25 protein-coding genes are annotated in these 24426 nt (G+C 65.1%); 12 read left to right on the top strand and 13 right to left on the bottom strand.

Annotated elements, in window-relative coordinates; all coding sequences use genetic code 11:
• The first annotated feature begins 56 nt into the window (after positions 1–56).
• The 8 genes from aroA (at position 57) to Q0925_RS01580 (ending at position 10279) form a co-directional block, all read left to right on the top strand.
• A complete protein-coding gene (gene aroA, locus Q0925_RS01615; RefSeq protein ID WP_299331192.1) occupies positions 57–1352 on the top strand; it encodes a 3-phosphoshikimate 1-carboxyvinyltransferase in 1296 nt (431 codons plus the stop codon).
• Positions 1342–2502, top strand: a complete 1161-nt coding sequence (gene aroC / locus Q0925_RS01610; protein WP_299331190.1) for a chorismate synthase — start codon at positions 1342–1344, stop codon at positions 2500–2502. The genes aroA and aroC overlap by 11 nt, the downstream gene beginning before the upstream one ends.
• 188 nt (positions 2503–2690) lie before the next feature.
• Positions 2691–3053: a group I truncated hemoglobin gene (locus tag Q0925_RS01605; protein ID WP_299331167.1), complete on the top strand. Its 363-nt coding sequence runs from the start codon at positions 2691–2693 to the stop codon at positions 3051–3053.
• Positions 3054–3210: 157 nt separating this feature from the next.
• Positions 3211–5097, top strand: a complete 1887-nt coding sequence (locus Q0925_RS01600) for a 2-oxoacid:acceptor oxidoreductase subunit alpha (RefSeq protein WP_299331166.1) — start codon at positions 3211–3213, stop codon at positions 5095–5097.
• A 3-nt stretch (positions 5098–5100) separates the two neighbouring features.
• The gene (locus Q0925_RS01595) at positions 5101–6039 is read left to right on the top strand and encodes a thiamine pyrophosphate-dependent enzyme (protein WP_299331165.1); all 939 of its coding nucleotides are present in this window, start codon (positions 5101–5103) and stop codon (positions 6037–6039) included.
• Between the two features lie 81 nt (positions 6040–6120).
• Positions 6121–6549, top strand: coding sequence for an HTH-type transcriptional regulator LrpA1 (gene lrpA1 / locus Q0925_RS01590; RefSeq protein WP_299331164.1), 429 nt, complete (start codon positions 6121–6123; stop codon positions 6547–6549).
• Between the two features lie 349 nt (positions 6550–6898).
• A complete protein-coding gene (dinB, locus tag Q0925_RS01585; protein WP_299331187.1) occupies positions 6899–8170 on the top strand; it encodes a DNA polymerase IV in 1272 nt (423 codons plus the stop codon).
• Between the two features lie 54 nt (positions 8171–8224).
• Positions 8225–10279: an ATP-binding protein gene (locus tag Q0925_RS01580; RefSeq protein WP_299331163.1), complete on the top strand. Its 2055-nt coding sequence runs from the start codon at positions 8225–8227 to the stop codon at positions 10277–10279.
• On the opposite strand, the gene tpiA is transcribed toward Q0925_RS01580, so the two are convergent.
• The 8 genes from tpiA to Q0925_RS01540 all read right to left on the bottom strand — a co-directional run bounded on the left by tpiA (position 10276) and on the right by Q0925_RS01540 (position 16830).
• Positions 10276–10920: a triose-phosphate isomerase gene (gene tpiA / locus Q0925_RS01575; protein WP_299331162.1), complete on the bottom strand. Its 645-nt coding sequence runs from the start codon at positions 10918–10920 to the stop codon at positions 10276–10278. The two genes, Q0925_RS01580 and tpiA, sit on opposite strands and share 4 nt — an antisense overlap.
• 53 nt (positions 10921–10973) lie before the next feature.
• A complete protein-coding gene (locus tag Q0925_RS01570; protein WP_299331161.1) occupies positions 10974–11492 on the bottom strand; it encodes a multiprotein bridging factor aMBF1 in 519 nt (172 codons plus the stop codon).
• Between the two features lie 45 nt (positions 11493–11537).
• The gene (locus Q0925_RS01565) at positions 11538–12140 is read right to left on the bottom strand and encodes a CDP-alcohol phosphatidyltransferase family protein (protein ID WP_299331160.1); all 603 of its coding nucleotides are present in this window, start codon (positions 12138–12140) and stop codon (positions 11538–11540) included.
• Positions 12137–12673, bottom strand: coding sequence for an adenylate kinase family protein (locus Q0925_RS01560; RefSeq protein WP_299331159.1), 537 nt, complete (start codon positions 12671–12673; stop codon positions 12137–12139). The genes Q0925_RS01565 and Q0925_RS01560 overlap by 4 nt, the downstream gene beginning before the upstream one ends.
• The gene (gene hisC / locus Q0925_RS01555; protein WP_299331158.1) at positions 12670–13752 is read right to left on the bottom strand and encodes a histidinol-phosphate transaminase; all 1083 of its coding nucleotides are present in this window, start codon (positions 13750–13752) and stop codon (positions 12670–12672) included. Before hisC ends, Q0925_RS01560 begins: the two co-directional genes overlap by 4 nt.
• 140 nt (positions 13753–13892) lie before the next feature.
• Positions 13893–15476, bottom strand: a complete 1584-nt coding sequence (locus Q0925_RS01550) for a GMC family oxidoreductase (protein WP_299331157.1) — start codon at positions 15474–15476, stop codon at positions 13893–13895.
• Positions 15463–16041: a gluconate 2-dehydrogenase subunit 3 family protein gene (locus tag Q0925_RS01545; RefSeq protein ID WP_299331156.1), complete on the bottom strand. Its 579-nt coding sequence runs from the start codon at positions 16039–16041 to the stop codon at positions 15463–15465. Before Q0925_RS01545 ends, Q0925_RS01550 begins: the two co-directional genes overlap by 14 nt.
• A gap of 57 nt (positions 16042–16098) precedes the next feature.
• On the bottom strand, positions 16099–16830 hold the full coding sequence (locus Q0925_RS01540) for a fumarylacetoacetate hydrolase family protein (RefSeq protein WP_299331154.1): 732 nt from the start codon (positions 16828–16830) through the stop codon (positions 16099–16101).
• 96 nt (positions 16831–16926) lie between these two features.
• Here Q0925_RS01540 and Q0925_RS01535 point away from each other — a divergent pair, with 96 nt between their 5' ends.
• Together Q0925_RS01535 and Q0925_RS01530 are read left to right on the top strand one after the other, a co-directional pair.
• Positions 16927–17661 carry a metal-dependent hydrolase gene (locus Q0925_RS01535; protein WP_299331152.1) on the top strand — a complete coding sequence of 245 codons (735 nt, stop codon included), beginning with the start codon at positions 16927–16929 and terminating at the stop codon, positions 17659–17661.
• Positions 17662–17727: 66 nt separating this feature from the next.
• Positions 17728–18126: an OsmC family protein gene (locus tag Q0925_RS01530; protein WP_299331150.1), complete on the top strand. Its 399-nt coding sequence runs from the start codon at positions 17728–17730 to the stop codon at positions 18124–18126.
• 28 nt (positions 18127–18154) lie between these two features.
• On the opposite strand, the gene Q0925_RS01525 is transcribed toward Q0925_RS01530, so the two are convergent.
• Together Q0925_RS01525 and Q0925_RS01520 are read right to left on the bottom strand one after the other, a co-directional pair.
• Positions 18155–18304, bottom strand: a complete 150-nt coding sequence (locus tag Q0925_RS01525) for a hypothetical protein (protein ID WP_299331148.1) — start codon at positions 18302–18304, stop codon at positions 18155–18157.
• 36 nt (positions 18305–18340) lie between these two features.
• A complete protein-coding gene (locus Q0925_RS01520) occupies positions 18341–19138 on the bottom strand; it encodes an HAD-IIA family hydrolase (RefSeq protein WP_299331146.1) in 798 nt (265 codons plus the stop codon).
• A gap of 98 nt (positions 19139–19236) precedes the next feature.
• Here Q0925_RS01520 and Q0925_RS01515 point away from each other — a divergent pair, with 98 nt between their 5' ends.
• Entirely contained in the window at positions 19237–20013 is a 777-nt protein-coding gene (locus Q0925_RS01515) for a GTP cyclohydrolase III (RefSeq protein WP_299331144.1), read from the top strand.
• A gap of 9 nt (positions 20014–20022) precedes the next feature.
• Here the strand turns inward: Q0925_RS01515 and Q0925_RS01510 are convergent, their stop codons facing one another.
• The 3 genes from Q0925_RS01510 to Q0925_RS01500 form a co-directional block, all read right to left on the bottom strand.
• A complete protein-coding gene (locus tag Q0925_RS01510) occupies positions 20023–21186 on the bottom strand; it encodes a pyridoxal-phosphate-dependent aminotransferase family protein (protein ID WP_299331142.1) in 1164 nt (387 codons plus the stop codon).
• Between the two features lie 94 nt (positions 21187–21280).
• Positions 21281–21532 (bottom strand): hypothetical protein, encoded by a 252-nt coding sequence (locus tag Q0925_RS01505; RefSeq protein WP_299331140.1) that lies wholly within the window; start codon positions 21530–21532, stop codon positions 21281–21283.
• Positions 21533–22183: 651 nt separating this feature from the next.
• A complete protein-coding gene (locus tag Q0925_RS01500) occupies positions 22184–22618 on the bottom strand; it encodes an RDD family protein (RefSeq protein ID WP_299331138.1) in 435 nt (144 codons plus the stop codon).
• A 1203-nt stretch (positions 22619–23821) separates the two neighbouring features.
• Between Q0925_RS01500 and Q0925_RS01495 the strand changes: the two genes are divergently transcribed.
• The gene (locus Q0925_RS01495) at positions 23822–24040 is read left to right on the top strand and encodes a hypothetical protein (RefSeq protein ID WP_299331136.1); all 219 of its coding nucleotides are present in this window, start codon (positions 23822–23824) and stop codon (positions 24038–24040) included.
• The last annotated feature ends 386 nt before the right edge of the window (positions 24041–24426 follow it).

Genomic DNA, 24426 nt, shown 5'->3' with positions numbered 1-24426 from the left:
GTGGTCCGTTCGCCGCCGGTCGGTACGCTGATACGGTGGCCGTCCGATCGTGGGTCATGGACGTGGATATCGGCCGATCGCAGGTCTGCGGTCGAGCGCGTGCGCCGCCGTCGAAGAGTTACACACACCGGGCGATACTGGCGGCGGGGTACAGCGACGCGGCGGTCGTCGCCGGTCCGCTCGTGAGCGCGGACACACGAGCGACGATGCGGGCGGTCGAGGCGTTCGGTGGAGCCGTCGACCGGGACGACCGCCGGCTTCGTGTCGAGGGGTTCGACGGCCGGCCCGACGTTCCGGCGGACGTGATCGACTGCGAAAACAGCGGCACGACGATGCGGATCAGTACCGCGTGTGCGGCGCTCGGGGACGGCCTGACGGTGTTGACCGGCGACTCGTCGCTCCGGTCGCGCCCGCAGGGACCGCTGCTCGATGCGATCGAGGGACTCGATGGGCGCGCGGAGAGCACACGCGAGAACGGACAGGCACCGCTCGTGGTGGGTGGCGGGGTCGACGGCGGAGCGGTGTCCATCCCGGGTGACGTCTCCTCGCAGTACGTCACCGCGTTGTTGATGGCGGGGGCGGTGACCGAGGAGGGGATTACGGTCGGCTTGGAGACGGCGTTGAAGTCGGCCCCGTACGTCGACATCACGATCGAGGTGCTTGACGAGTTCGGGATCGAGGCCACGGAAACGGACGCGGGCTATCGCGTCCCGGGCGAGCAACGCTACGAACGCGCGGAGCCGTATCCGGTGCCCGGCGACTTCTCGTCGATGTCGTATCTGCTCGCGGCGGGGGCGGTGGCCGCCGAGAAGAACGAGGGGGTTGTCGTCGAGGGGGCGCGGCCGAGCGCGCAGGGCGACAGCGCTATCCTCGACGTGTTGGATCGGATGGGGGCGGACGTGTCCTGGGACCGAGAGGCCGGGGAGATCACCGTCCGGCGAAGCGATCTGTCTGGGGTCGACGTCGACGTGGGCGATACACCCGACCTGTTGCCGACGATAGCGGTTCTCGGCGCGGCCGCGGACGGCGAGACGCGGATCGGCAACTGCGAACACGTCCGCTACAAGGAGACCGACCGGGTTGGCGCGATGGCGACCGAGTTGGAGGCACTCGGGGCATCGGTGACCGAAAAACGGGACACGCTGACAATCCACGGGGGCGACTCGTCCCTGCAGGGAGCGACCGTCGCCGGACACGACGACCACCGGATCGTGATGGCGCTTTCGGTCGCAGGACTGGTCGCGGAGGGGACGACGACCGTTGAGGGAGCCGACCACGTCGACGTCTCTTTTCCGGAGTTCTTCGACGTGATTTATGACCTCGGAGCCGAAGTGGTACAACATGAACGGTAACCGATTCGGTCGTCTGTTCCAACTGACGACCTACGGCGAGAGCCACGGCGACGCGATGGGGGTCGTCGTCTCAGGCTGTCCCGCCGGGGTTGAACTCTCGGAGGAGGATATCCAGCGTGACCTTGACCGGCGCAAGCCCGGCCAATCGATGATCACGACCAGTCGCGGTGAACCCGATGAGGTGCGCATCCAGAGCGGCCTACAGGACGGCTACACCACCGGGACACCGCTGGGGATGGTCATCGAGAACAAAGACGCCCGGTCGGGCAAGTACGAGCCGTTCGTCACCGCGCCACGGCCGAGTCACGGTGACTTCACCTACTCCGCGAAGTTCGGCACGCGGAACTGGGGTGGGGGCGGACGGTCGTCGGCCAGGGAGACGGTGAACTGGGTCGCCGCCGGGGCCGTCGCAAAGCGAGTGTTGGACGCTTCCGACCACGACGTTCGGATCAAGGGCCACGTCAGTCAGATCGGCGATGTCGAGGCCCCGCCGGTGACGTTCGAGGAGATGCTGGAACACAGCGAGGAAAACGAGGTCCGATGTGCCCACCCCGAGACTGCCGAGGCGATGCGCGAGGTGGCCGACGAGCACCAGCGGGCCGGCGACTCTATCGGCGGCGCCATCCACTTTGAGTGTCGGGGTGTCCCGCGTGGACTCGGTGCGCCGCGGTTCGACAGCGTCCCCGCTCGACTCGCAAAGGCGATGTACTCGATCCCGGCGGTCAAGGACTTCGAGTACGGCATCGGTCGCGACGCCCGGACGACGGCGGGCAGCGAGTACAACGAGGACTGGGAGTTCGACGAGTCGGGCGATCCCGTCCCCGTCGGCAACGACCACGGCGGGATCCAAGGCGGCATCACCACCGGCCAGCCGATCTACGGCGAGGTGACGTGGCATCCACCGGTGTCGATCCCGAAATCCCAACGGACCGTCGACTGGGAGACGGGCGATCAAAAGGAGATACAGGTCGTGGGACGCCACGACCCCGTGTTGCCGCCGCGAGCGGTTCCCGTCGTCGAGGCGATGCTCTACTGTACCGTTCTCGATTTCATGTTGCTTGGCGGCCGGATCACCCCCGACCGGATCGACGGCCGGCCGGGCGAGTACGACACCGACTACCACCCACGGAGCCCGGACAACGTCGAGTGAGGTGGTGTCGCAACCGGTGGCCGACGGACGGCGTACACGCCGCGTGGATACGTCTCACCGGCCGGCATACGCGTTGACGCGCCGGCCAAGCCGCCGGAAGCGGCCCGGGTCGACACCTGCCTCAAACGGTCGTTTCCCCCGACCGGCGTGGAGAGATTAATACGACTCGATCCACTGCCAGCAGACAAATGACAGCTGAGACACTGTATGACAGACTCGGTGGTCGAGAAGGTATCGAAGCGGTGGTCGACGGGTTCTACAACCGTGTGTTGACCGACAAGCGACTCGAATCGTACTTCGAGGGGGTCGACACCGACACTCTCCGCGACCACCAAGCGAGGTTCATCAGCCACGTCGCCGGCGGCCCGGTCGAGTACGACAGCCGGAACATGGCGGCCGCACACGCGCACCTGAACGTCACGGACGAGGACTTCAACCGTGTCGCCGAGCATCTCGATACGAGCCTTCGAGCGGCGGACGTGTCGGCCGACGACCGCGAGGAACTGCTCGCCGCGGTGGCGTCGCTGCGGGCGGACGTTGTCTCCGTGTGACCGTCTCGGGCCGGCTGGGGGCGTCAGAACCGGCGCACAGATCGGCGGACGGAGCCGGATTTTACATCATTTTTTGTGTGGTAATGTATAGCAAAGGCTTTAGTCGAACCGTAGGTAACGATTCGAGTGCTGGCCCCCCGAGGGCCGTGAGATAACTATGACTGACCACGAACTCATATGGCGGATCGCTGGGGGGTCGGGCGACGGGATCGCCTCGACCAGTCAGAACTTCGCCAAGGCCCTCATGCGGGCGGGCCTACACGTATTTACGCACCGGCACTATCCGTCTCGGATCCGCGGCGGCCACACATACACCGAGGTTCGGGCGGCCGCGGACCCCGTACGCTCGCGGGGTGACGGATTCAACTGTCTGCTCGCGCTCGGCGACTCCTTTGCGCGGAACCCACAGGAGGACGCCTACTACGACAACGAGGAGGTGAAGCCATTGGCGGAGAATCTCGACGAACTCAACGAAGGAGGAGTCATCGTCTACGACACGGGGCTGCTCGACGTGGACGAAATCCCCAATTTCGAGGAGCGTGTCGAGAAAAACGACTGGCACGTCTACCCGCTCAACCTCCGAGAGATCGCTCGGGATCACGGCCGGGAGGTGATGCGGAACACCGCAGGAGTCGGGGCAACGGCCGCGCTTCTCGGTATCGATCTCCAGTACTTCGAGGAGTTGATGGCGGAGGCGATGCCCGAGGAGATCCTCGAACCCAACGTGGAGATCCTCCACTACACCCACGACATGGTGACGGAGGAGTTCGATTTCACCCACGACCTCCAAGTTCCCCAAGGAAGCCACAACGAGGAGCAGGTGTTGCTTTCCGGGAGCGACACCATCGCATACGGGGCGATCGACGAGGGCTGTCGGTTCATCGCCGGCTATCCGATGACGCCGTGGACCGAGGTGTTCACCATCATGTCGCAGGCACTGCCGGAACTCGGCGGCATCTCCGAGCAGGTCGAGGACGAAATCGCGGCGGCGGCGCTCGCGCTCGGGGCCTCCCACGCCGGCGTCAAGGCCATGTCCGGTTCCTCGGGCGGCGGCTTCGCACTCATGTCGGAACCACTCGGACTGGCGGAGATGGCCGAGACACCCGTGGTGCTGGTCGAGGCGATGCGCACCGGTCCCTCGACGGGACTGCCGACCAAGCCGGAACAGGGCGACCTCGAACACGTGCTCTACACGAGTCAGGGTGACTCCAACCGGGTCGTGCTGGCACCGGGGACGGTCGCCGAGGCGTACGAACAGTCCCGACTCGCCTTCCAACTCGCGTACGGCTACAACATTCCGGTCATCCTCCTCTACGATCAGAAGCTCGGGGGCGAACTGATGAACGTGCCCGCGAGCCACTTCGACCGCGATCCCAATCCCGATCTGGGTGCGGTGACCACAGAGGAGGAACTGGAGGATGCGCCCCACGGTCCCGGCGGGAAGTTCCATCGTTACCGGTACGATGCCGAGGACGGCGTCAGTCCGCGGTCGATCCCCGGTCAGAAGGGCGGTCGCTTTCTCGTGACCGGTAACGAGCACAATGAGGCCGGTCACATCGACGAGGACCCCACAAACCGTGTCACACAGATGGAACGCCGGATGGCGAAACTGGACGGCGTTCGGGAGTTCCTCGACGAACGGTCTACCCAGACGCATATGGGTCCCGACGAGGCCGAGTACGGACTCATCACCTTCGGGAGCCAGCAGGGGACGGTCGCGGAGGCGGTCAAGCGCCTCAACGACGCGGGGCACTCAGTCAAAGGTATCGGCGTGAGCGACATGATGCCTTACCCCGAAGCGGAGATGACGGCGTTCTTGGAGAGCGTCGACGAAGCGCTGGTCGTCGAGATGAACGCCTCCGGGCAGTTCCGCGGCCTCACGCAGAAGGAACTGGGTCGGTTCGGCGGGAAGCTATCCAGTCTCCTGAAGTACAACGGCGAACCGTTCGAGCCCGCAGAGGTCGTCTCTGGGTTCGAAGCGAGCATCGAGGGGCAGGATGTCCCCGACCAGCAGACGACGTACATCCCAGCAGCAGGTGACTAATCCATGAGTGCATTCTCAGCGATCGGTGAGGACCGTGAGGTTGACCGCGAAGAGTTTACACCCACCCTCGAACCACAGGCGACGTGGTGTCCGGGTTGTGGTGACTTCGGCGTTCTGAAGGCGCTGAAACAGTCCATGCCCGAGGTCGGTCGCAACCCCGACGAGGTGTTGCTCGTGACGGGGATCGGTTGTTCGGGCAAGCTGAACAGTTACTTCGAGAGCTACGGCTACCACTCGATTCACGGGCGGTCACTCCCAATCGCGCGGGCGGCCAAACTCGCCAACCCCGATGTCGAGGTTATCGCGGCCGGCGGCGACGGCGACGGCTACGGCATCGGCGGGAACCACTTCATGCACACCGCCCGTGAGAATCACGACATGACATACATCGTGTTCAACAACGAGATTTTCGGCCTGACGAAGGGGCAGACCTCGCCCACGTCGCCGAAGGGTCACAAATCGAAAACACAGCCCCACGGCAGCGCCAAAGACCCGGTCCGGCCGTTGTCGTTGGCGCTCACCTCCGGAGCCTCCTACGTCGCGCGGACAGCGGCCGTCAATCCGAATCAGGCCAAAAAGATCCTCACCGAGGCGATGCAACACGACGGCTTCGCCCACGTCGACTTTCTCACCCAGTGTCCGACGTGGAACAAGGACGCACGGCAGTACGTCCCTTACATCGACGTCAACGACAACGACGACTACGACTTCGACCCGGCCGATAAGGGCGACGCGGAGCGGATGGCAACCGAGGCCGAACGGTCCTTGTACGAAGGCGAGGTGCTGACCGGTCGGTTCTACGTCGACTCCGAGCGGCCGTCCTACCAGGAGGAGAAACAGGCCATCGGCGAGATGCCCGAAGAACCGCTGGCCGAGCGGTACTTTGACGACGACTACGAGTGGGAGCGCACCCACGACGTGTTCCTCGATAGACACAAATAGCCAGAATCGCCCCACAAAGTGATCGCGAACCCTGTTTTCGCCTTCGCAACATATTTTTCCCGCCGACCGAAACAGTTCGGTATGGCAACGACCGCTACGGAACGTCGGATTCTCTCCGTTCTCGAAGAGGACGCACAGGCGTCCTACGGGGAAATCGCCGATCGGGCTGGGGTCTCCAAACCGACGGTGCGAAAGTACATCCAACAGATGGAAGACGATGGTGTGATCGTCGGCTACTCGGCCGAGGTAGATCCCAAGAAACTCTCGGGGCAGTCCATCGCGATCGTCGGGATCGAGGTTGAGAGCGAACGGTACGTTGAGGTGACTCGGGCGCTCAAACGGATGGACGCCATCGAATCCCTCTACACCTCGTCCGGAGATCACACGCTGATGGCGGAGACGCGCGCTCCGGACGGCGACGCCCTGGGCGACGTGATCAACGACGACATCCTCAGCATCGACGGCGTGACCGCCGCCCATCCCTCCTTTTTACAGGAGCGACTCAAGTGAGCTAGCCGGCAGCCGTATCGACGCTTACCGAGCCGTCGTTCCGGCGCCGCGGAGCGGGAACCGATCCGTCGACCGCACACCGACCGTAGCCGTGACCGCCGCCCCGGTGCTGGACGCCTCAACCGGGGGCGACGACCGATTCGAGTGCTGTACGCTCTTTCGAGACCGAGAACAGATCGTTGTCGGGGTGGAGTGGCCACGCGGGGTGTGATGATACGTTCTCGCGCGGTCCGGAGACGCACGTGCGGAACGGTCCGTTCGTCCGGAGGCCGGTCTCGACGACCGACCGTGACCCCGACCGGAGCCAGCCGTCGGAATCTTGAGGGTCGTCGACGACCGAAAAGTGAGTATGTCCGGCGGGGAGACGCTCCCGGGAGCGGCGGACGACGATGCCGCCGAGCGGATCGTCTGTCACGTCGACATGGACTGTTTTTATGCCTCCTGTGAGCGGTTGCGCGACCCCGACCTGCGGGGCGATCCCGTTGTCGTGGGGATGGGTTACGAGCCCGGCGAGTCACACGGGGCCGTCGCCACCGCGAGTTACGAGGCCCGGGCGTACGGCGTCGAGAGCGCACAACCCATCTCGCAGGCGATGGAGCTGTTGCCCCGGGTGGAAGCGGCCCGCGAGGAGCCGGGTCTCGACGCCGAGGAGGCCGGGCATTACCGGCCGGTCGACATGGATCACTACCGCGGGGTGGCCGAGCGGATCAGGTCGGTGCTCCGGGAGTGTGCGGACCGACTCCGCGAGGTGAGCATCGACGAGGCGTACCTCGACGTGAGCGACCGGACGGCGTGGACGGTTGTCGACGGGCGCACGCTCGCGGAGGGGTACGCCCGCCATATCAAAACGCGGATCGACCGCGAGGTTGGCGTGCCCGCGAGCGTCGGCGTCGCCCCCACCATGAGCGCCGCGAAGGTGGCGAGCGACCACGACAAGCCGGACGGACTGGTCGTCGTGGAACCCGACGAAGCCCGGGAGTTTTTCGCCCCACTTTCCGTCGAGGAGGTCCACGGCGTCGGCCCGGTAACGGCCCGGAAGTTGAAGCAGATGGGGATCGAGACGGCCGGCGAGTTGGCCGAAACGAACCCACAGCGACTCCGCGATCGGTTCGGGGAGCGGGGGCGGACGTTCTACGACCGCGCGCGTGGCGACGATGACCGGGAGGTGACGCCGATGGGCCGGCCAAAGAGTCTCTCGCGGGAGTCGGCGTTCCCCGAGGCGACGGCCGACGCCGACAGACAACGTGAAGCCGTGGCCGGACTGGCCGCGGACGTGGCCGACCGCGCCGACGGGGAGGGCGCGCTGTACCGAACTATCGGTATCAAAGTCGTAACGCCACCGTACGATGTGAACACGCGCGAGCGGTCGTTGCCGGGACCGGTGGCAGCCCCGGGCCTCGTCGAGGAGGTTGCGCTCGACCTCCTCGCGGAGTTCGCGGGCGACCCCGTCCGGAAGGTCGGCGTCCGGGTGTCGAACCTCCGCTTCGACGCGGGCGAGCAGGCACAGCTCGATGGGTGGAAAAGCGACAGAGGGAGAGACGCCCCGGAAGCGACGCCCGACGACGACACGGTCGGCTGGATCGACGACGAGCAGTCGTTGCTGACCGACTTCGACGGATAGAGCCGACACGCGTCTGACGCGGAACTATGGGTCCGGAGAGCCTCTCACAGGCCGATGACGGACACCGATACGGACACCGAAGTCATAACCGTCGCGGACGTGAGCGAGGGTCCGGGAGGCGATACCGGCGCGGTTCCGGGGACACCGGTCTCGCTCCCGGTCGTCGAACTGCTTACTGGCCGCGGGTTCGTCACGGGGAAGTCGGGATCGGGAAAGTCAAACACCGCGTCGGTGTTGGTCGAGAACCTTCTTGAGAACAACTTTCCGGTTCTCGTCGTCGACACCGACGGCGAGTACTACGGGCTCAAAGAGGAGTTCGAACTCCTCCACGCCGGGGCAGACGACGAGTGTGACATCCAGGTCAGTCCGGAACACGCGGAGAAGATCGCGTCGCTGGCTTTGGAAAACAACGTCCCGATCATCCTCGACGTGTCGGGGTATCTCGACGACGACGTGGCAAAGAAGTTGATACTGTCGGTGACACGACATTTATTCGCCAAGGAAAAGAAACTGAAAAAGCCGTTTCTGATGCTCGTCGAGGAGGTCCACGAGTACATCCCCGAAGGTGGTGGGCTCAACGAGGCGGGGAAGATGCTCATCAAGGTCGGCAAGCGGGGGCGGAAACACGGCCTCGGTATCGTCGGTATCTCACAGCGCCCGGCGGACGTAAAAAAGGATTTTATTACGCAGTGTGACTGGCTCGTGTGGCACCGGCTCACGTGGAACAACGACACGAACGTCGTGAGCCGGATCATCGATGCCGAACACGCGAACGCAGTCGAGGACCTGGGCGACGGTGAGGCGTTCCTGATGACCGACTGGAGCGAGTCGGTACGCCGGGTGCAGTTTCGGCGCAAACGGACCTTCGACGCCGGCGCGACGCCCGGCCTCGACGACTTCGAACGCCCGGAACTGAAATCCGTAAGCGACGACCTGGTCTCGGACCTCCGGCAGATCAGCGACGAACAGGAGCGGCGTGAGAACGAACTCGCGGCGCTGCGCCAGAAACTCGACCGGAAGAACGCCCGGATCGAGGAACTCGAGGCGGAGTTACGCGAGGCCCGCGACCTCTCGCGGATGGCCGATCAGTTCGCGCAGGCGATGCTCCGGAGCGCCGCGGCCCCCTACCGCGGCGACAGCGAGCGGAACCGCACCCCGGCGGCGACGCCGGGCGAGGGTGAGGGTGAGGGTGAGGGTGAGGGTGAGGGTGAGGGTGAGGGTGAGGGCGAGTCCGAGGATGATGCCGACGGGGACCCGGACGAGAGGAGCGATTCCGACTCGTCGCTCTTGGACCGGCCGACGATCGAACCGGGGGAGTGGCCGTCCGTCCCCTCCGTAGCCGGCCCGGACGACACGGCCGGCGACCCCGACGACTCGACGACGGCAACGCCCGTGGGTTCGGACGCCGACACGACCGACACGAGCGACGCGACCGATCACCCGGACGGGCAGGTCAACGTGACGTTCGGCGCCGAATCGACGGAATCGGGCGGAACGAACGGGGGGGAGGCGGCGACCGACGACGGTGCCGACCGGCCGAACACAACCCACGAGACCAGAGAGGCGGTCGTCGCTGACCTGCGGTCGGCCATCGAGAACCTGCCCGGCATCTCGCGGCGGATGCTCGCCCACTACCGTCGGGAGCGGACGGCGGATCCGGTCGACGCCCACGTCGCCGCCGGCGGGACGCCGGATCAGCCGGTGGCGTACGGCCGCAACCGCCCGTTGCGGATCGGCGGATTCGTCGAACACGTCGAGGGGAGTCGGTATCGGTACGCGCTCCCGGACCGCGTCGCGGCGGCGTTCGACGGGCACCTCGACGGCGACGACCTCGACGAGGCCGTCCGCGGCGTGGAACGTGCGTTCGTCGACGAGGCGACACACCCCGCCGAGAGGACGGACCCACGGGTCGTCGAGGAGCGCGGCGAGGTGGAGGTGGTCGACGACGACGTCGACGGGGACGCTGGCTTCGTCGACGAGGACGCCGTCGTGGTTAAGGGAACGGACGGTCCGCCGGCGTCGGCCGACGACGCGACGCGTCGACAGATGGCGGCCGACGATGGGAGCGACCCCGGGTCGGATGACCTGACCGACGCGGAGATCCTTTAAACGCCCGAGAGTAGTCCGTCAAGCGCCGCCCGCGGATCGTCTGCTTTCGCGACGCCACTCGCGAGGAGGACACCCTCCGCGCCGAGGTCGGCCGCGGCGGCCACGTCGTCGCCGGTCGAGACGCCGGCCCCACAGTAGACCGCCACGTCGGGATCGACCGCGTCGGCGGCGGCGACGGCTTTCTCGACGATCTCCGGATCGGCCGTGGCTACGGAGACGTCACCGCCGATGAGTTCCGGGGGTTCGACCGCGACAGCGTCCGGCCCGAGAGCCGCCGCGGCCGCAACTTGATCGGGATTGTTCGCACAGACGATCGTCTCTAGACCGGCGCGCTCGGCGGCGTCGAGGGCGGCGTCGATGTCGGCGAGTGTCAGGCGGCGCTCGGAGTGGTTGAGTAGCGTTCCAGTCGCACCGGCGGCTCTCACGGCCTCGGCGAGCGTGTGGCCGGTGTGGCTGCCGTGATCGACCGGCGCGACGTGTTGGGCCCACGTCTCGATGCCGGTGGCGGCGACACGACCGAGGTGGGCGGTCTGTGGGGCGATGGCGATCCGTGCGTCGCTCTCCTCTGTGGCGTCGCGGGCGGCCTCGGCGACGGTAGCCGGGTCACAGGGGTACGTCTTCAGGTTGACGAGTACGAACACACGAGTAGAGAACGGCGAGCGGTCAAAAAACGTGGTTGTCCGGCCGCGGACGATCAGTCCTTCCGTTTGACCACGTCACCGAGGGTGGTCGTTGTCGAGGAGTCACTGGACCAGTCGGCGTCGGCGTCGCCGCCGCCCTCGGACAGAACGATGTCGAGTTCGGTCTCGAGTTCCGACTGGACATCGTCACTCGGGAGCATATCGCCGCGTTCGAGCTTTCTGATGAGGCTCGCCTTCTCGTTGAGTTCGGCGGCGAGTTCCTCTTGGCTCAGTCCGCGTTCCTCGCGGGCCGACCGGATCCGGTCGTCGTAGTCGGCGACGATCTCGTCCATGTCGTCGAACATATCGCGACGGCGGGTCCGACCACCCCCGCCCGTCGAACTCGACCCGCCCGAGGAGGACGACGAGGACGACGACGAGGACGTGGAGTACTTCGTCGAGGACGACGACGACTCGGTGCGCACCTCGGTACCGAACTCCGTACAGTCGTCACAGAGCTGTAGTTCGGCCCCTTCGACCTTCGTCGTCGTGAGCGACGAACTCTCGGCACCGCACATTTCACACTGGGGCATATCTCGGTGTAACGCGCCGTCGGGGATAAAAGGTGCGCCGCGCGGTCAGGCGAGGTCGCCCCACGCACCCCAGAACCGCTGGATCGCGGTCAGGTGGCCAACAGCGGTGAAAAAAACGAGGAGCCAGCCGACGACCGACAACGGGCCGGGGGGATCGGTGACGGCGGCGGCGACGGCGCCCGTGAGTCCGACCAGCGCCAACCGGTCCGCGCGACCGACGAGGCCGCCGTATTCGCGGCCGAGCCCGACGGCCTGGATCTGCGTGCCGAGGTACGAGGTCATCAGGACGCCGGTGACCGCCAGAAGCCCGAGGTCGTACCGGGCGATACCGGCCGCCAACCCGACCACGAGGACGATGTCGGCGTACCGATCGAGCACGTGGTCGAGAAGGTCGCCGGCCTGGGACTCGACGTTCTGGGTACGGGCGAGTGCACCGTCAAGCAGATCGAGCCAGCCGTTTGCGAAGACACAGACTGCCCCTAGCGCGTAGCCGAGGGGCGTGGCGAGATAAAAGCCGATGGCGGCCACGACGGCGAACCCGAAGGCGACGATGCTGACGCCGTTTGGCCTGAGTCCCACACGGTCGGCGGCTGCGACCATCGGGTCGAGAAACAGTTCGGCGACGGGCCGGAGGCGGTCGAGTGTCATAGGTAGTCGATGAAGTCGACCTCGCCGGCGCTCGGGTCGCGGTCGCCGGCGATGACCGCCTCGATCTCCGTGGCCACCTCGGTCGGCGTCCGGTCGGTCGCACCGATCTCATAGATGCGATCGACCCCGTGGCGGTCGACGGCCTCGGAGAGGATCACGTCGAGCGCCTCGCTTTCGGCGTTCTCGGCGGCCGAGGCCGCGCTCTCGCCCCGGTCGCGCAGGCGCGTTTCCAACACGTCCGGGCGACACCGGAGAACGACCACGCGGTCGGCGTCGAGGTGGTGGGCAAGGTGGGATTCTGCGATGCCGGACCAGTCGCCGAGCGTCTCGCGGACGGCGACGAGGTCGGTCACCAGCGAGCCGCGGTCGTCGTCACGGTCGGCCCACAGGTCCCGCTCCCGGATCAGGTCGTTGAGGTGGATCACGGGGCCATCCAGGAGGCTCGTGGCGGTCGTCTTTCCTGTCCCCGGTGTCCCGGTGACGGCGACACGGTGGTCATCCTCGCCGTCGCCATCGCCGTCGCCGGCCGTCACGCCCGCACCTCCGCGAGAACGTTGTTGATGACTTCGACGGCCCGTCGAGTCCCCTGTCGGGTGCCACACGACACCCGGATGCAGGTCGGCAGGCCGAAGCTACCGCAGTCGCGGACGATGACCCCGCGGCGTTGCGTGGCCTCGGCGACGGACGCGGCGTCACCCACCTCCGCGAGAACGAAGTTCCCGCCGCTCTCCCAGGTTGGCGCGTCGAGTTCGTCGCGGAGGTACGACCGTGCCCAGCGCGCCGTTTCGACCGTCGTTTCGAGGTGGTCGTCGTCATCGAGAGCGGCAAGTGCGGCCCGACAGCCCACCTCGCTGGCGGCAAACGGCGTGTTGACGCGGGCGTAGGCATCGCCCCACGCCTCGGGGACGGCACCGTAGCCAACGCGGAGGCCGGCCAGGCCGTACGCCTTCGAGAACGTCCGCGTGACCGCAAGGTTGTCGTACTCGTCGAGCAGACCGATGGCCGAGGGGGCGTCGGTGTACTCGCCGTACGCCTCGTCGACGACAACGAGCGTCCGGTCATCGACGGCCGCCGCCAGCGTCTCGATGTCGTCGCGGTCGAACTCGGAGCCGGTCGGGTTGTGTGGCGTGGTGAGGTAGACGATTCGCTCCCCGTCGTAGGCGTCGAGGACGGCGTCGGGTGTCTGGACGAAGTTGTCGGCCTTCCGGAGAGCGTAGGTCGTCACCTCACCGTGGTGGTAGCGGGCGCTCATCCGATAGTACGAGAAGCCGGGGTCGGGCGCGAGGATCCGGTCGCCGGGGTCGAGAAAGGCCCGTGAGAGGTAATCGAGAGCACCGTCGGCGCCGGGGGCCACCCATATCTGTTCGGGCGTACAGTCCCAGTGGTTTGCGAGGCGTTCGGCCAGATCCGTCTGTGAGGCCTTGGGGTAGACGCCGACCCGGGGTGCCGTCTCTCGGATGGCCTCGATGGCCGCCGGCCCCGGGCCGTGTGGGTTCTCGTTCGAGGAAAGCTTCGTCAGGTCCGCCGGATCCATCCCGAGTTCGCGGGCCACCTCCTCGGCCCCGCGTCCGGGAACGTACGGCGAGAGTGCGGAGAGATCCCGTGGTTCCATAGTTTGAGGATACGGACGGCGACGCTTAAGCGTGGCCAATGGAACTGTCGGGCGGATCGGTGCCCTTCATGTGTCGGTTCCGGCCGTTCGGTTGCGACACCGGGGCGTCCGCGACGGGGCCGGTGGAACGGTCCGACGGCTCAGAGCCACCGGTCGAGACGGTCGGCCAGTCGACAGGAGAGCGCCGCGATGGTGAGCGTGGGGTTCATCCCGCCGCCGGTGGGGAAGACGCTGCTTCCAGCGATCCAGAGGTTGTCGAGGTCGTGCGCCCGGCAGTCGGGAGCCACGACGCTCGACCCGGGATCGGTTCCCATGCGGGTCGTTCCCATGTGGTGGTAGGCCGGACCGGTCTCGTCGGGACCGACGATCCAGTCGATGTCGGCGTCGAGTTCCTCGAGAATGGCTCGCTGGACCTCGTTTGCGCGTTCGATCGCTCGCCGGGTCTCGGGGCCGACCGACCACTCCACGTCCGGAACGGGGTTGCCGTGGTCGTCGGTCGTCGAACGGTCGAGCGTGATCCGATTGTCCGCGTCCGGGAACTGTTCGACGAGACCGCCGACCGCGAGGTGGGTGCCGTACGAGTCCCGCAGGGAGTCGAGAAGGTCGTCGCCCCATTCGTCGGCGTGGAGAGCGTCGATGGCCGGCGAGGGACCGGCGTAGTTAAGAAACTCGAGTTTTACCCCCGCGAGGGGGTCGGTGCCGTCGTAGAGAGCGTGACACTCGGTCGTGTTGAAGCCGACGTGATTCTGTCGGGTGGGGCGGTCGATCCGGCCGCCGACGCCGGCGAAGCAGTGGTCCATGAAGTAGCGACCGACGAGACCGGAGGAGTTGGCGAGGCCGTCGGGGTAGGCGTCGGACGCAGACAGGAGGAGGAGGCGGACGTTCTCGACACCACCACAGGCGAGAACGACGGCGCGGGCCTCCTGTCTGTGTTGCTCGCCGTCGGGGGTTGCGTAGACGGCGGCGTCGACGGCGGTCTCGTCGTGGACGAGTCGCTGGACCGGCGCGCGGTCGACGACGCGTGCACCCGCCGTTTCGGCGCGGGCGACGTGGCGTTCGGCGGTGTACTTCGCGCCGGATGGACAGACCGGCTTGCAGGTGCCGTAGCCGACACACGCCGACGCGTCGTCGGTGGGTTCGGAGTTGCGGGCGTTGGGCACCGAATGTGTCGGCAGGCCGAGAGCCTCGCAGGCCTCGGCGAAGATGGAGTCGCTGTGCGAGGGGGGGAAGGCGGGGAGCGGGAACGGTTTCTCGCGGGGCGGGGCGAAAGGGTTGTCGTCGGCGCCGGCGACGCCGAGTTCCCGTTCGGCCGCCGCGTAGTACGGGCGGAGGTCGGCGTAGTCGACGGGCCAGTCGGCGCCGACGCCGTGGCGGGAGTCCATCTCGAAGTCGCGTTCGTGGAGGCGCATCACCATCGCCTGCCAGTGGAGCGTCGACCCGCCGATGCCTTTCACGCGGGCGGCGTTCAGCGGGTAGTGGCGCTCGCCGCTCGAGGTGTAGGCATCGCGTTCGCCGCCGGTTCCCCACGGCCCCTCCATGCCGGGGCGGAGGTGGGCGTCGAGTTGGCGTTCTCTGTTCTCGGGCTCGTACCGCGGGCCGGCGTCGAGAACGACCACGTCGTGGCCCGCCTCGGCCAGACGGGCGGCGACGATGGCCCCTGCAGGACCCGCGCCGACGATACAGACGTCCGCCGGCGGCGCAGGCGTGCGGTCACTCCCGGCCATGTTCCGTCTCCTCGCCCATGCTCGCGCGGCGGTAACTCTCGGTGCCGCCGGGGTAGCCGACGGGGTTCTCGATACCGACGAGGCGGCCCCCCGTCGGAGAGGAGTAAAACGCGTAGAGAAGCTCGTTGACGATGTAGAACCGCACCCGTCCGGAGAGGCTCCCCTCGGGGTCGGGGTCGACAGCGTCGACACCGAGTTCCCGGAGCAGTCGGTCGCACGTCGAGCGGTCCAACTCGGTCACCGGTGCGTCGAACCAGTCGCGGGCCGTCGCGTCGAGTTCGGCCGCCGCGTCGACGACGCCCCGGCGGTGGTCGGGGTCGTCGGACAACCGTCCGGAGACGTACGTCTCGACAAACGGGTCGATACCGGTCGTTGCGTCGGGGTAGACGACCGACCCGACGGCGGCGAGAATCGCAACCGTGTCGTCGCCGATCACGTTCTCGGGTACACCGTCGGCAGGGTCGACGTTGCCGTCGGTGCCGTCGTCAGCGAGTGCGACGCTCCCCCCTGCTACAACACCGGTCGCCGCCAGCGCCGCCAGTGCATCCCGCCGGCTCAGATTCATCGAAATCGGATTAGGCAGGCCTAAGTTTATGCGTTGCCATCTCGGGGCGCGGGACGGTCAGTCGCGCCGGGCGGTGAAGCGAAGCGTTTCGACGCCCTCGATTTCGACCGCCACCTCGTCGCCGTCCTCGAGGCCGCCGACACCGGCGGGCGTTCCCGTAGAGATCACGTCGCCGGGTTCGAGGGTCATATACCCCGATATCTCCTCGATCAGCTCCGGCACCGAGAAGACGAGTTGCGTGATGTCCGAGGACTGTTTCGTCTCGCCGTTGACGCGGAGTTCAACGGCGGCGTTCTCCGGGAGGTGGTTGGGGTCGGCCACGACCGGTCCCACGGGCGCGGCTCCGTCGAAGGCCTTGCCACGCACCCAGTTCTGTTCGTTACGCTGGTCGTCGCGGTTCGAAAGGTCACAGACGGCGGTGTAGCCATCGATCACCGACTCGGCGGCTGCGGCGGTGACGTTCCGACACTGTTTGCCGATAACGACGCCGAGTTCGGCCTCCCAGTCCACCCGTTCTTTGCCTTCGGGGAGTGTGACGGTGTCGCCGTGGGCGGCGACGGTGTTCGGGGGCTTCAAAAACAACATCGGCCGGTCGGGGACGTCGGTTCCCGTCTCCTCGGCGTGGTCGGCGTAGTTGATGCCGATACAAACGATTTTGGACGGCTCCGAGGGCGGGAGGAGGTCAACCTCGTCGAGGTCGTAGGTGGCGTCTGCGAAGCTCACGGCGTCGCCGTGCCACTCGCCGGTTCGAACCATCCCTGCGGGGTCTCGGAATCTGACGCGTCGCATGGGCGCGAGTTATCTGCGGGCGAAATAAGCCTTCCCCGTCCGGGCCGTTGCGGGACAAGATTGACGTGTGTCTCCGGGGAAACGTTCGGTCGAATCATGGAACTCACCTGGCACGGCCACTCAACGTGGCACGTCACCCTCGGCGCCACGTCGTTGTTGATCGACCCGTTTTTGAGCAACCCGCACACGTCGCTCGACCCTGCCGACGTCGAGACACCCGACTACGTTCTCTTGACCCACGGTCACGCCGACCACATCGGCGACGTCGGTGCCTTTACCGACGCGACGGTCGTCGGCACGCCCGAACTGACGGCGTGGGTTGCCGACGAGTACGGTGTAGACGAGACGGTCGGTATGAACATCGGCGGCACCGTCGAGTGTGGCGACGCGTACGTGACGATGCACCGCGCGGACCACACGAACGGCATCAACACCGACTACGAGTACAGCGGCGGCCCACCGGCGGGCTACGTCGTCGGTGACACGGCCCCGACCCAGGAGACGGACGAGGACGCCTTCGCCTTCTACCACGCGGGCGACACCGGGCTGATGAGCGAGATGCGCGACGTGATCGGCCCGTTCCTCGAACCGGACGTGGCCGCGCTTCCCACCGGCGACCACTTCACCATGGGGCCGGCCCAGGCCGCCATCGCGGCCGATTGGCTCGATGTGGATCACGTCCTTCCGATGCATTACGACACCTTCCCGCCGATCGAAGTCGACATCGAGCGGTTGGAACACGAGGTTGCGGCGACCGGGTCCGAGGCCGAGGTACACGTCCTCGACGGTGACGAAACCATCGGCTTCGACCGGCCGTACGCCGACGGGTAGCCGTCAGCGCAAACGGGTCGTCGCGGGGATACTGTTTAGACGCCGCGGCGTCATATACTCCGTGGAATGAGCGATATCGAATCCATCACCGTCAGCGACGAGGGGTTTGCCTGCGTCAACCACGTCGGCGACTTCGAGTTCACAGTCGACGCGACGGACGAGGCGGGGCCCAACCCGAACGCGACGCTCGTGGCGACCTACGCCTCTTGTTTCCTGCCGGCGTTTCGCGTCGGCGGTCAACAGCGTGGTCACGACGATTTAGGAAAGATCCAGATCGATGCCGACGCCGACCTGGACGAGGACGATGACCTCGAATCGGTCCGGTTTGCGGTCCACGTGGCGGCCGATCTGGACGATGGAACGGCCGATGAACTCGTCGACCGGGCCGAGGATATCTGCCACGTCCACGCGGCGCTCCGGGAGGAGTTACAGGCCGAAATCGAGGTGTACGGCGACGCGTTTTGAGCGTCCCGCGGGGGGTCGTGGGGCGCCGTCAGCGGCGGTACCAGCGGTAACTCATCGCGCGGCCGTCGACGATCACGACCTCCCGTCCCTCGGACGGCCGCGGGTCGGCGGTGTCGACGCCGGCGTCGTCGTCCGCCGCCTCGCCGCGGAAGACGTATGGGCTGTTGCTTGTTGGCATACATCATAATACACGCGTCGCACACATAACTCTTCGTCAGACGGTGTTGTCCCGCACGTCTAGAACCGTCCCGATATCGGCAAGCGAGTCGAGGACGTGGTCAGGCGTGACGTCGCTCGCGGCCACGTCGGCGTCGTCCGTGACGCCCGTGCGGACGAGAACGGTCGTCATTCCGGCCCGTTCGCCGAGGGCGATGTCGGTGTCGAGACGGTCGCCGACAACCAGACAGTCGGTCGGCGGAACGCCGAGACGGTCACGAACCGTGCGAAGCGCCGGGTCGGAGGGCTTGCCGAGAACCACGTCCGGGTCGCGACCGACGACGCCGGCGACGGCGTTGATGATCGCACCCGATCCCGGCAGGTCACCCTCCGCGGCGGGAATCACCATGTCGGGGTCGGTGCCAACGATGGTGACGCCGTCCCGGCACGCCCGAAGCGCCGCGGAGAGGCGGTCGTAGTCGAACGAGCGGTCGATGGAGACGACGACGGTGTCGGCTCGGTCCTCGGCGTCGACGACGGTCAGTCCGGCGTCGGTCAACTGCTCAACGAGGGCGGGTTCGCCAACGACAAAGAGGGCGTCGTCGCCGTGATTGTCGGCGAGGTAGGTCGTGGTCATCGTCCCGGCGGTGATGATCTCCTCCGGCGAGGCGTCGAAACCGGCCCGGCGGAGGCGGTCGGCGTAGGCCGGCGGGCGCTTGGTCGGGTTGTTCGAGACGAACAGTCGGCGGAGTCCGTCGGTCGCTAAGCGGTCGAGACCGTCGACCGCGCCGGGGATCGGGTCGTCGCCCCGTACGACCGTTCCGTCCACGTCGAGTACGACGCCACGATAGGTCATCGGCGGTCGTACGGATGCGAGTGGCATGAACCCGACGCTCGACCGTCGGAGAACAGGAACCAAAGAGCAATATGGGTGTCGCTCTCAAGAATAGCACCGTGACGAACACGCAGCTGACCCTCGTTCAGATCGACAACTACGGGCCGTGGACCGTGACGCCAGAACCGCGACGCGAGATGGATCTACAAGCACTCCAGTCTCGGCTGTTCGCCGACATCGCTCAGTTTGTCGGGCACCGGGGCGGGTACGCCTTTTTCACCCGCTTCGACAACATGGTCGCGGTGACCAACGGCCTCGACACCGATGACCACCGACTCCTACAGGAGTCGACGGGTAACCGCTATCCCGTCAGTATCAGCCTCGGCATCGGCACGGACCAGAACCCTGCGGTCGCACTGGAACGGGCGACCGAGCGCCTCCAAGGCGCCGGGAGCGCACAGGACGGCGACCGGCGTGAGGTGCTTGCCGGAACGCCGATCGAGCACCCCGAGAACGAACGCCTTTCGATCGCTCACTTCGACGTGAACGACGCGACGGAGAAGTACACCGACCGCCTCAACGAGTTCGACTCGTTTATTCAGATCGAACAGGGGTACGCATCACTGATGCGATACCTCCGCGAAGAACACGGGGGGCTTTCGTTTTTCGTCGGCGGCGACAACATCATCGCCGCCACGCCCGAGATGGACGCCGGGGCCTACCGAGGCGCCATCGACCACGTGATGGAGTCCGTCGGTGTCGAACTCAAGGTCGGCGTCGGACGCGGGACCGACGCCCACGACGCGGGTATGGCGGCAAAACACGCGTTGGAGGAGTGTCGACACCACGGGACCGACGTGGAGTTGAGCGAGACGGCCGAAGTAGAGTCCGAGTAACGGGCGGTCTCAGGCTTCGATGCTCGGTTCGGTGACCTCGTAGCCTTGGGCCTCCAAGGCCTCCTCGAGGCCGGTCAAGAGGCAGGCGACGTTCTGCCGACGGGCCGAGTAGCCCATACACCCGATCCGCCAGATTTCGCCGTCGAGTTCGCCCAGTCCGCTCGCGATCTCGACGTCGTACTCGTCCATCAGGAACTCGATAACGGCGGTGTCGTCGACGCCGTCCGGCACCTGGACCGTGTTGAGGCTGGGAAGCCAGTACTCCTCGGGGGCGGCCATCTCGAGCCCGATACGCTCGATGCCGGCTTTGAGTTCGCCCGCCACCTCGCGGTGTCGCTCCCAGCGGTTCTCGAGTCCTTCCTCAGCCACGAGGCGCAGCGCCTCTCTGAGGCCGTAGTACGGGGTCACCGGTGCCGTGTGGTGGTAGTTGCGCTCGTCGCCCCAGTACTCCATGAGGAGGTCGAGGTCGAGGTACCACGAGTCGGTGTCGGAGGCGCGGCTCTGTATTTTCTCCCGCGCCCGCTCGTTGACCGTCAGCGGCGTCGCGCCGGGCGTCGAGGAGAGACACTTCTGGGGGCTGCCGTATGCGACATCGATGCCCCAGTCGTCGACGTGGAGTTCGACCCCCGAGAGCGACGTGACACAGTCCACGATGGTGTATGCGTCGTGTTCGTGGGCGATGTCGGTCAGTTCCGACATGTCGGGCTGGCGGATGCCCGTCGTCGTGTCGGCGTGGCAGATATAAAACACGTCGATGTCGTTGGCTGCAAACGCCTCGGCGACATCGTCGGGATCCAGCGGGTCGGTTCCCGACACGTCGAGCGGGACCACCTCGCCGCCGACACGACGGGTCATCTGTGCCACCCGGTCGCCCCAGTAGGCGGTCGTCCGGACGAGTACCTTCTCCCCCGGCTCCACCAAGTTGCCGATAGACGCCTCCATCGCGGCAGTCCCCGTCCCGCTGATGGCGAGCGTCCAGTCGTTGTTTGTCTGGAAAGTGTACCGGAGCAGCTCCTGAATGTCGTCCATGATATCAAGGAACCTCGGATCCATGTACCCGAGCGCCTGCGTGGACATGGCCTTCAGGACCCGCGGGTCAATGGTGCTCGGACCGGGACCCATCAGAATGCGCGGCGGCGTGTCGAGTTCGTCCGTTTCGGGTGGACTTCGCATATCTGCTTGGAGGTGACACCGAAACAAAAACCCAGGTGGTCGTGGCAAATAATAAATAATGAAGAATGTGAGCGAATCACACAGCGTCGGACGGTCAGGAGAGCCACGACGGGTCGAACAGACGGACGGCAACGGTCACGGCGGCGACGACCGCGTAGGCGAGAAGAAGCGACGCGACGAACAGGAACGCGGCGTTCCGAAGCGACCCCGACCAGGACGAGACGGTGGCGGTCCCGGCGTAGGCGAACGCGACGGCGTGGTGGTACCAGCCAAAAAACGACACGATCCACGAACCGGCGGATCGCTCCGCGGGCGGGTCCGTCCCGGTCGTGTCTGACGCGTCCATGCATTCCGCTTGACCGGCGGGAACAAAAGGGTCGGGCTTCCGATCAGGACCTGACCCGAACGAGCGCCGGTGGCGTCGCTCGGAAGTTCGAGAGACGGGGTAGGTCGACCGGCGGGGCCACACGTGGAGACCACGCGGGCTGAAAGGGGCCGGCCGTGCCGTCTCCACATACTTCTTTTCAGCCGCAGAAAACACCTCCGGTGTGTCGGAGCGGCGGTGGGGACGCTCCCACCCCGGCAGGTCGCCACGTTCCGTTATCAGTGTTGGGAATTCGACCGACACCTTTGAGTACCGAGCGGTTCAGTAACAGATGCCCACGGGTGTGGTCCGGCGGGCACGCCGTCGAGGCCGGATCGACCATGCATCGACACCGTCCCGACGGCCGCTTTCGAGACTCCGATGCCGGTCCCCGAGCGTGACAGGCATCTGAAAGGATCTTTTCACGGGATCGAGACGCGGTCCCCGACCGTCATCGTGAGAGGCGGGCTACCGGGCGTCCGACTTCGGGCGCGTTGTTCCGATCCGACGTAGGTCGGTACCATACCGTCCAAATCACCGGGCTGCACACGGAGGTGGACCGGGGGGATCGAAATGCACTGCGAGGCCTACGCCGATGAGAACAAGCAATGCGGGGGGCGGCGAGTCGTCGGATTACCGTTGTCTGACGACAACGGTGTCCGCTATGATGTCACCAACCCGCTGATCCGCATCGGTCACGTAGATCGAAACTATTGCGACGAGGTTCAGCGTCGGGAGCGAATCAATGAGCCACGCCAGATTTCGGAGCAGAGACGCAGATATCGTACAGTTTGAGCCATCCGACTTGACCACGACCAACCCGAGTAGGTATTTTCCCGGCGTATAGCCGACCATGTCTTCAAGCAGCAGGGCATAAACAAGCGCAAACAGGATGTAGACGCCGAACAGGAGCAGTGAGACGGCGTCACCGACCATCGTCGCCGCGACTGTGAACGGAAGCCCGACGATGCCGAGCAACAGGCTATCTACTATGAAGGCAAATATTCGCCGCAGCGTCACTCCGTCGGTAGTGCCGAGGTCCGGTTGTGGATGTTTTTCGATGGGCACGGGATACAGTTGTCCAGGATCTAGCATAAACCATCAGGGGCGTTTTCAGCACGAGAAACACGGCTGTGGTTGCGGACGAACACCCCGGTCGGAATCCGGTGAATCCGGGGCGAACGACTCCCCTCCTCATCGTACTCCGAGTTGTCTCCACGCGCAACCGGTCCCTCCAGTTCTCGGACGGCCGAGCATCTTCGCTCTTCAGATAGTTGCTGATCGCTCTCGTCGCTTCGTTGTGTGTCGGTTCCAAAAGGTACGCGTCACCAAGAAACTCGTCGATAGCAACGTAGCGACCTTCCAGATACTCTCGATTATGAGCTTGGAGGTAGTGCCCAATCGGCACGTCGTAGTTCTCGGGGCCGAACTCCCGCCTCCACGTATCGGCACGTCCCTTGTTGTTGGCAGGGTAGTGGCTGACCGAAGTATCGGCAAGCGTTTTTGTGGATTTCTGCCCCGAAGGTTCCCGACTGATAGACTTCGCTCACCTCTCTCTATGTGTAGGTCATCTCCCATCGTTTCGCAGTCATGCTGAAAGGCAGGTAGTGAGAGGAAACTCAGGCACATCTCTTTAGCCCGTTCCACGTACTGTCCGCAGCGATCCCGCCGAGAGGTGAAGATAGTGAGTGGGTTTTCCCTCATCTCGGCCCACTTGAGGACGCCATATCTCTTGACCCGTCGCCGGGATAGCTGATACGAGAGTGGTGTTGTCTTGGTCGAAGGCACGGTGAATAGAGGCATCAAGACGGCCCCGAACCTTGGAGAGCGTTAGTGGGGGATTCGGGGTTCTTCGAGGAGAGATACGATAATCCGCGGAAGCTCGGTATTAACCGGTGTCGAAGTTTTCCAAAGAGGCCACTCCCACTGGTTCAGTAAAGCCCATCTTAGTTCCACTATCTGTCATGAAGGTGCTAATGGATACAGGGTGTGAGTCAGAACGTTGTGAGACACGGTTATGCGAAATATACTGGTTAAGTATAAGCTGTGTCGAACCAGTAGGATTCGGATGGAAAACAACGTAAACGAAGAAGCTGAGGGAATAGTGACATAGTATCATCGAGGCAAAGGAGACGGGTTCTTGTATACCTCAGATGTGCCAGACGAGGACGTGTTTTTTATATATCAGATACAGACAGAAACTCAGTCGGTGATCGACAGCGGTTCCAGTTTAAGATAATAGAAACCGAAAAAGGGTATCGAGCGAAGAATATGATAAAAATCGATCAGAAGGGTAGAACATCGGTCTCTACGGACAAACGCAAACCGGGATTTGATTCAGCGGGGGTTTCTGAAGCTGATAAACAGAGAAATCCTCACAGAAAAGAGGAGACACCCGATGGTAAAAGCGCCGATAGTGATGATAATGATGAGGACGAAAACCCATTTGCTGATGACATTCGGGGAACTAAAAACGGCCTGTTATACTGATTCTCTTTTATGATACATTTCCAGTACCTCAGTCGCATTGTATATAAGAAACGGATAGTTATTGGGTACTGTTCTTCTTATGTCTGCCAACAGAGTCTAATCCACCGCAAGGCAGCGAAGGGCACTCATCGATCAGGGGTTCAAGCCAAACGAAATCCTATCGGTAGGTGATCTCCACGGATCTCTAATCTGACGGTAGCGGCGCTTTAAGTGTCAGTATTCCGAATAAAGTGAGGTGAGTGGGGTCGGAGGGATTTGAACCCCCGATCGACTGATATCTCCGGTTGCGCCTCGGTACTCCAGAGGGTCGTCGTCGCGCGGCGATGATCAGTCGCGCGCTCGGTATATCAGCTGGAGTGTCGTCACCGGGCGTGGCCTCTGGAGTC

Source organism: Haloplanus sp., from assembly GCF_028275055.1.
In the GTDB taxonomy this organism is placed as follows: Archaea; Halobacteriota; Halobacteria; order Halobacteriales; family Haloferacaceae; genus Haloplanus.
This window is presented reverse-complemented; position numbering and strand designations above follow the sequence as displayed.

Bases quoted from the DNA above. Each gene is read 5' to 3' on its own strand.
- Q0925_RS01595 (WP_299331165.1), top strand. From the start codon at position 5,101: ATGAGTGCATTCTCAGCGATCGGTGAGGACCGTGAGGTTGACCGCGAA.
- Q0925_RS01550 (WP_299331157.1), bottom strand. From the start codon at position 15,476: ATGGCCGGGAGTGACCGCACGCCTGCGCCGCCGGCGGACGTCTGTATC.
- Q0925_RS01570 (WP_299331161.1), bottom strand. From the start codon at position 11,492: ATGCCCCAGTGTGAAATGTGCGGTGCCGAGAGTTCGTCGCTCACGACG.
- aroC (WP_299331190.1), top strand. From the start codon at position 1,342: ATGAACGGTAACCGATTCGGTCGTCTGTTCCAACTGACGACCTACGGC.
- dinB (WP_299331187.1), top strand. From the start codon at position 6,899: ATGTCCGGCGGGGAGACGCTCCCGGGAGCGGCGGACGACGATGCCGCC.
- Q0925_RS01540 (WP_299331154.1), bottom strand. From the start codon at position 16,830: ATGCGACGCGTCAGATTCCGAGACCCCGCAGGGATGGTTCGAACCGGC.
- Q0925_RS01600 (WP_299331166.1), top strand. From the start codon at position 3,211: ATGACTGACCACGAACTCATATGGCGGATCGCTGGGGGGTCGGGCGAC.
- Q0925_RS01525 (WP_299331148.1), bottom strand. From the start codon at position 18,304: ATGCCAACAAGCAACAGCCCATACGTCTTCCGCGGCGAGGCGGCGGAC.
- Q0925_RS01530 (WP_299331150.1), top strand. From the start codon at position 17,728: ATGAGCGATATCGAATCCATCACCGTCAGCGACGAGGGGTTTGCCTGC.
- Q0925_RS01495 (WP_299331136.1), top strand. From the start codon at position 23,822: ATGATAAAAATCGATCAGAAGGGTAGAACATCGGTCTCTACGGACAAA.
- Q0925_RS01580 (WP_299331163.1), top strand. From the start codon at position 8,225: ATGACGGACACCGATACGGACACCGAAGTCATAACCGTCGCGGACGTG.
- Q0925_RS01535 (WP_299331152.1), top strand. From the start codon at position 16,927: ATGGAACTCACCTGGCACGGCCACTCAACGTGGCACGTCACCCTCGGC.
- lrpA1 (WP_299331164.1), top strand. From the start codon at position 6,121: ATGGCAACGACCGCTACGGAACGTCGGATTCTCTCCGTTCTCGAAGAG.
- Q0925_RS01520 (WP_299331146.1), bottom strand. From the start codon at position 19,138: ATGACCTATCGTGGCGTCGTACTCGACGTGGACGGAACGGTCGTACGG.
- Q0925_RS01565 (WP_299331160.1), bottom strand. From the start codon at position 12,140: ATGACACTCGACCGCCTCCGGCCCGTCGCCGAACTGTTTCTCGACCCG.
- Q0925_RS01545 (WP_299331156.1), bottom strand. From the start codon at position 16,041: ATGAATCTGAGCCGGCGGGATGCACTGGCGGCGCTGGCGGCGACCGGT.
- hisC (WP_299331158.1), bottom strand. From the start codon at position 13,752: ATGGAACCACGGGATCTCTCCGCACTCTCGCCGTACGTTCCCGGACGC.
- Q0925_RS01605 (WP_299331167.1), top strand. From the start codon at position 2,691: ATGACAGCTGAGACACTGTATGACAGACTCGGTGGTCGAGAAGGTATC.
- Q0925_RS01510 (WP_299331142.1), bottom strand. From the start codon at position 21,186: ATGCGAAGTCCACCCGAAACGGACGAACTCGACACGCCGCCGCGCATT.
- aroA (WP_299331192.1), top strand. From the start codon at position 57: ATGGACGTGGATATCGGCCGATCGCAGGTCTGCGGTCGAGCGCGTGCG.
- Q0925_RS01505 (WP_299331140.1), bottom strand. From the start codon at position 21,532: ATGGACGCGTCAGACACGACCGGGACGGACCCGCCCGCGGAGCGATCC.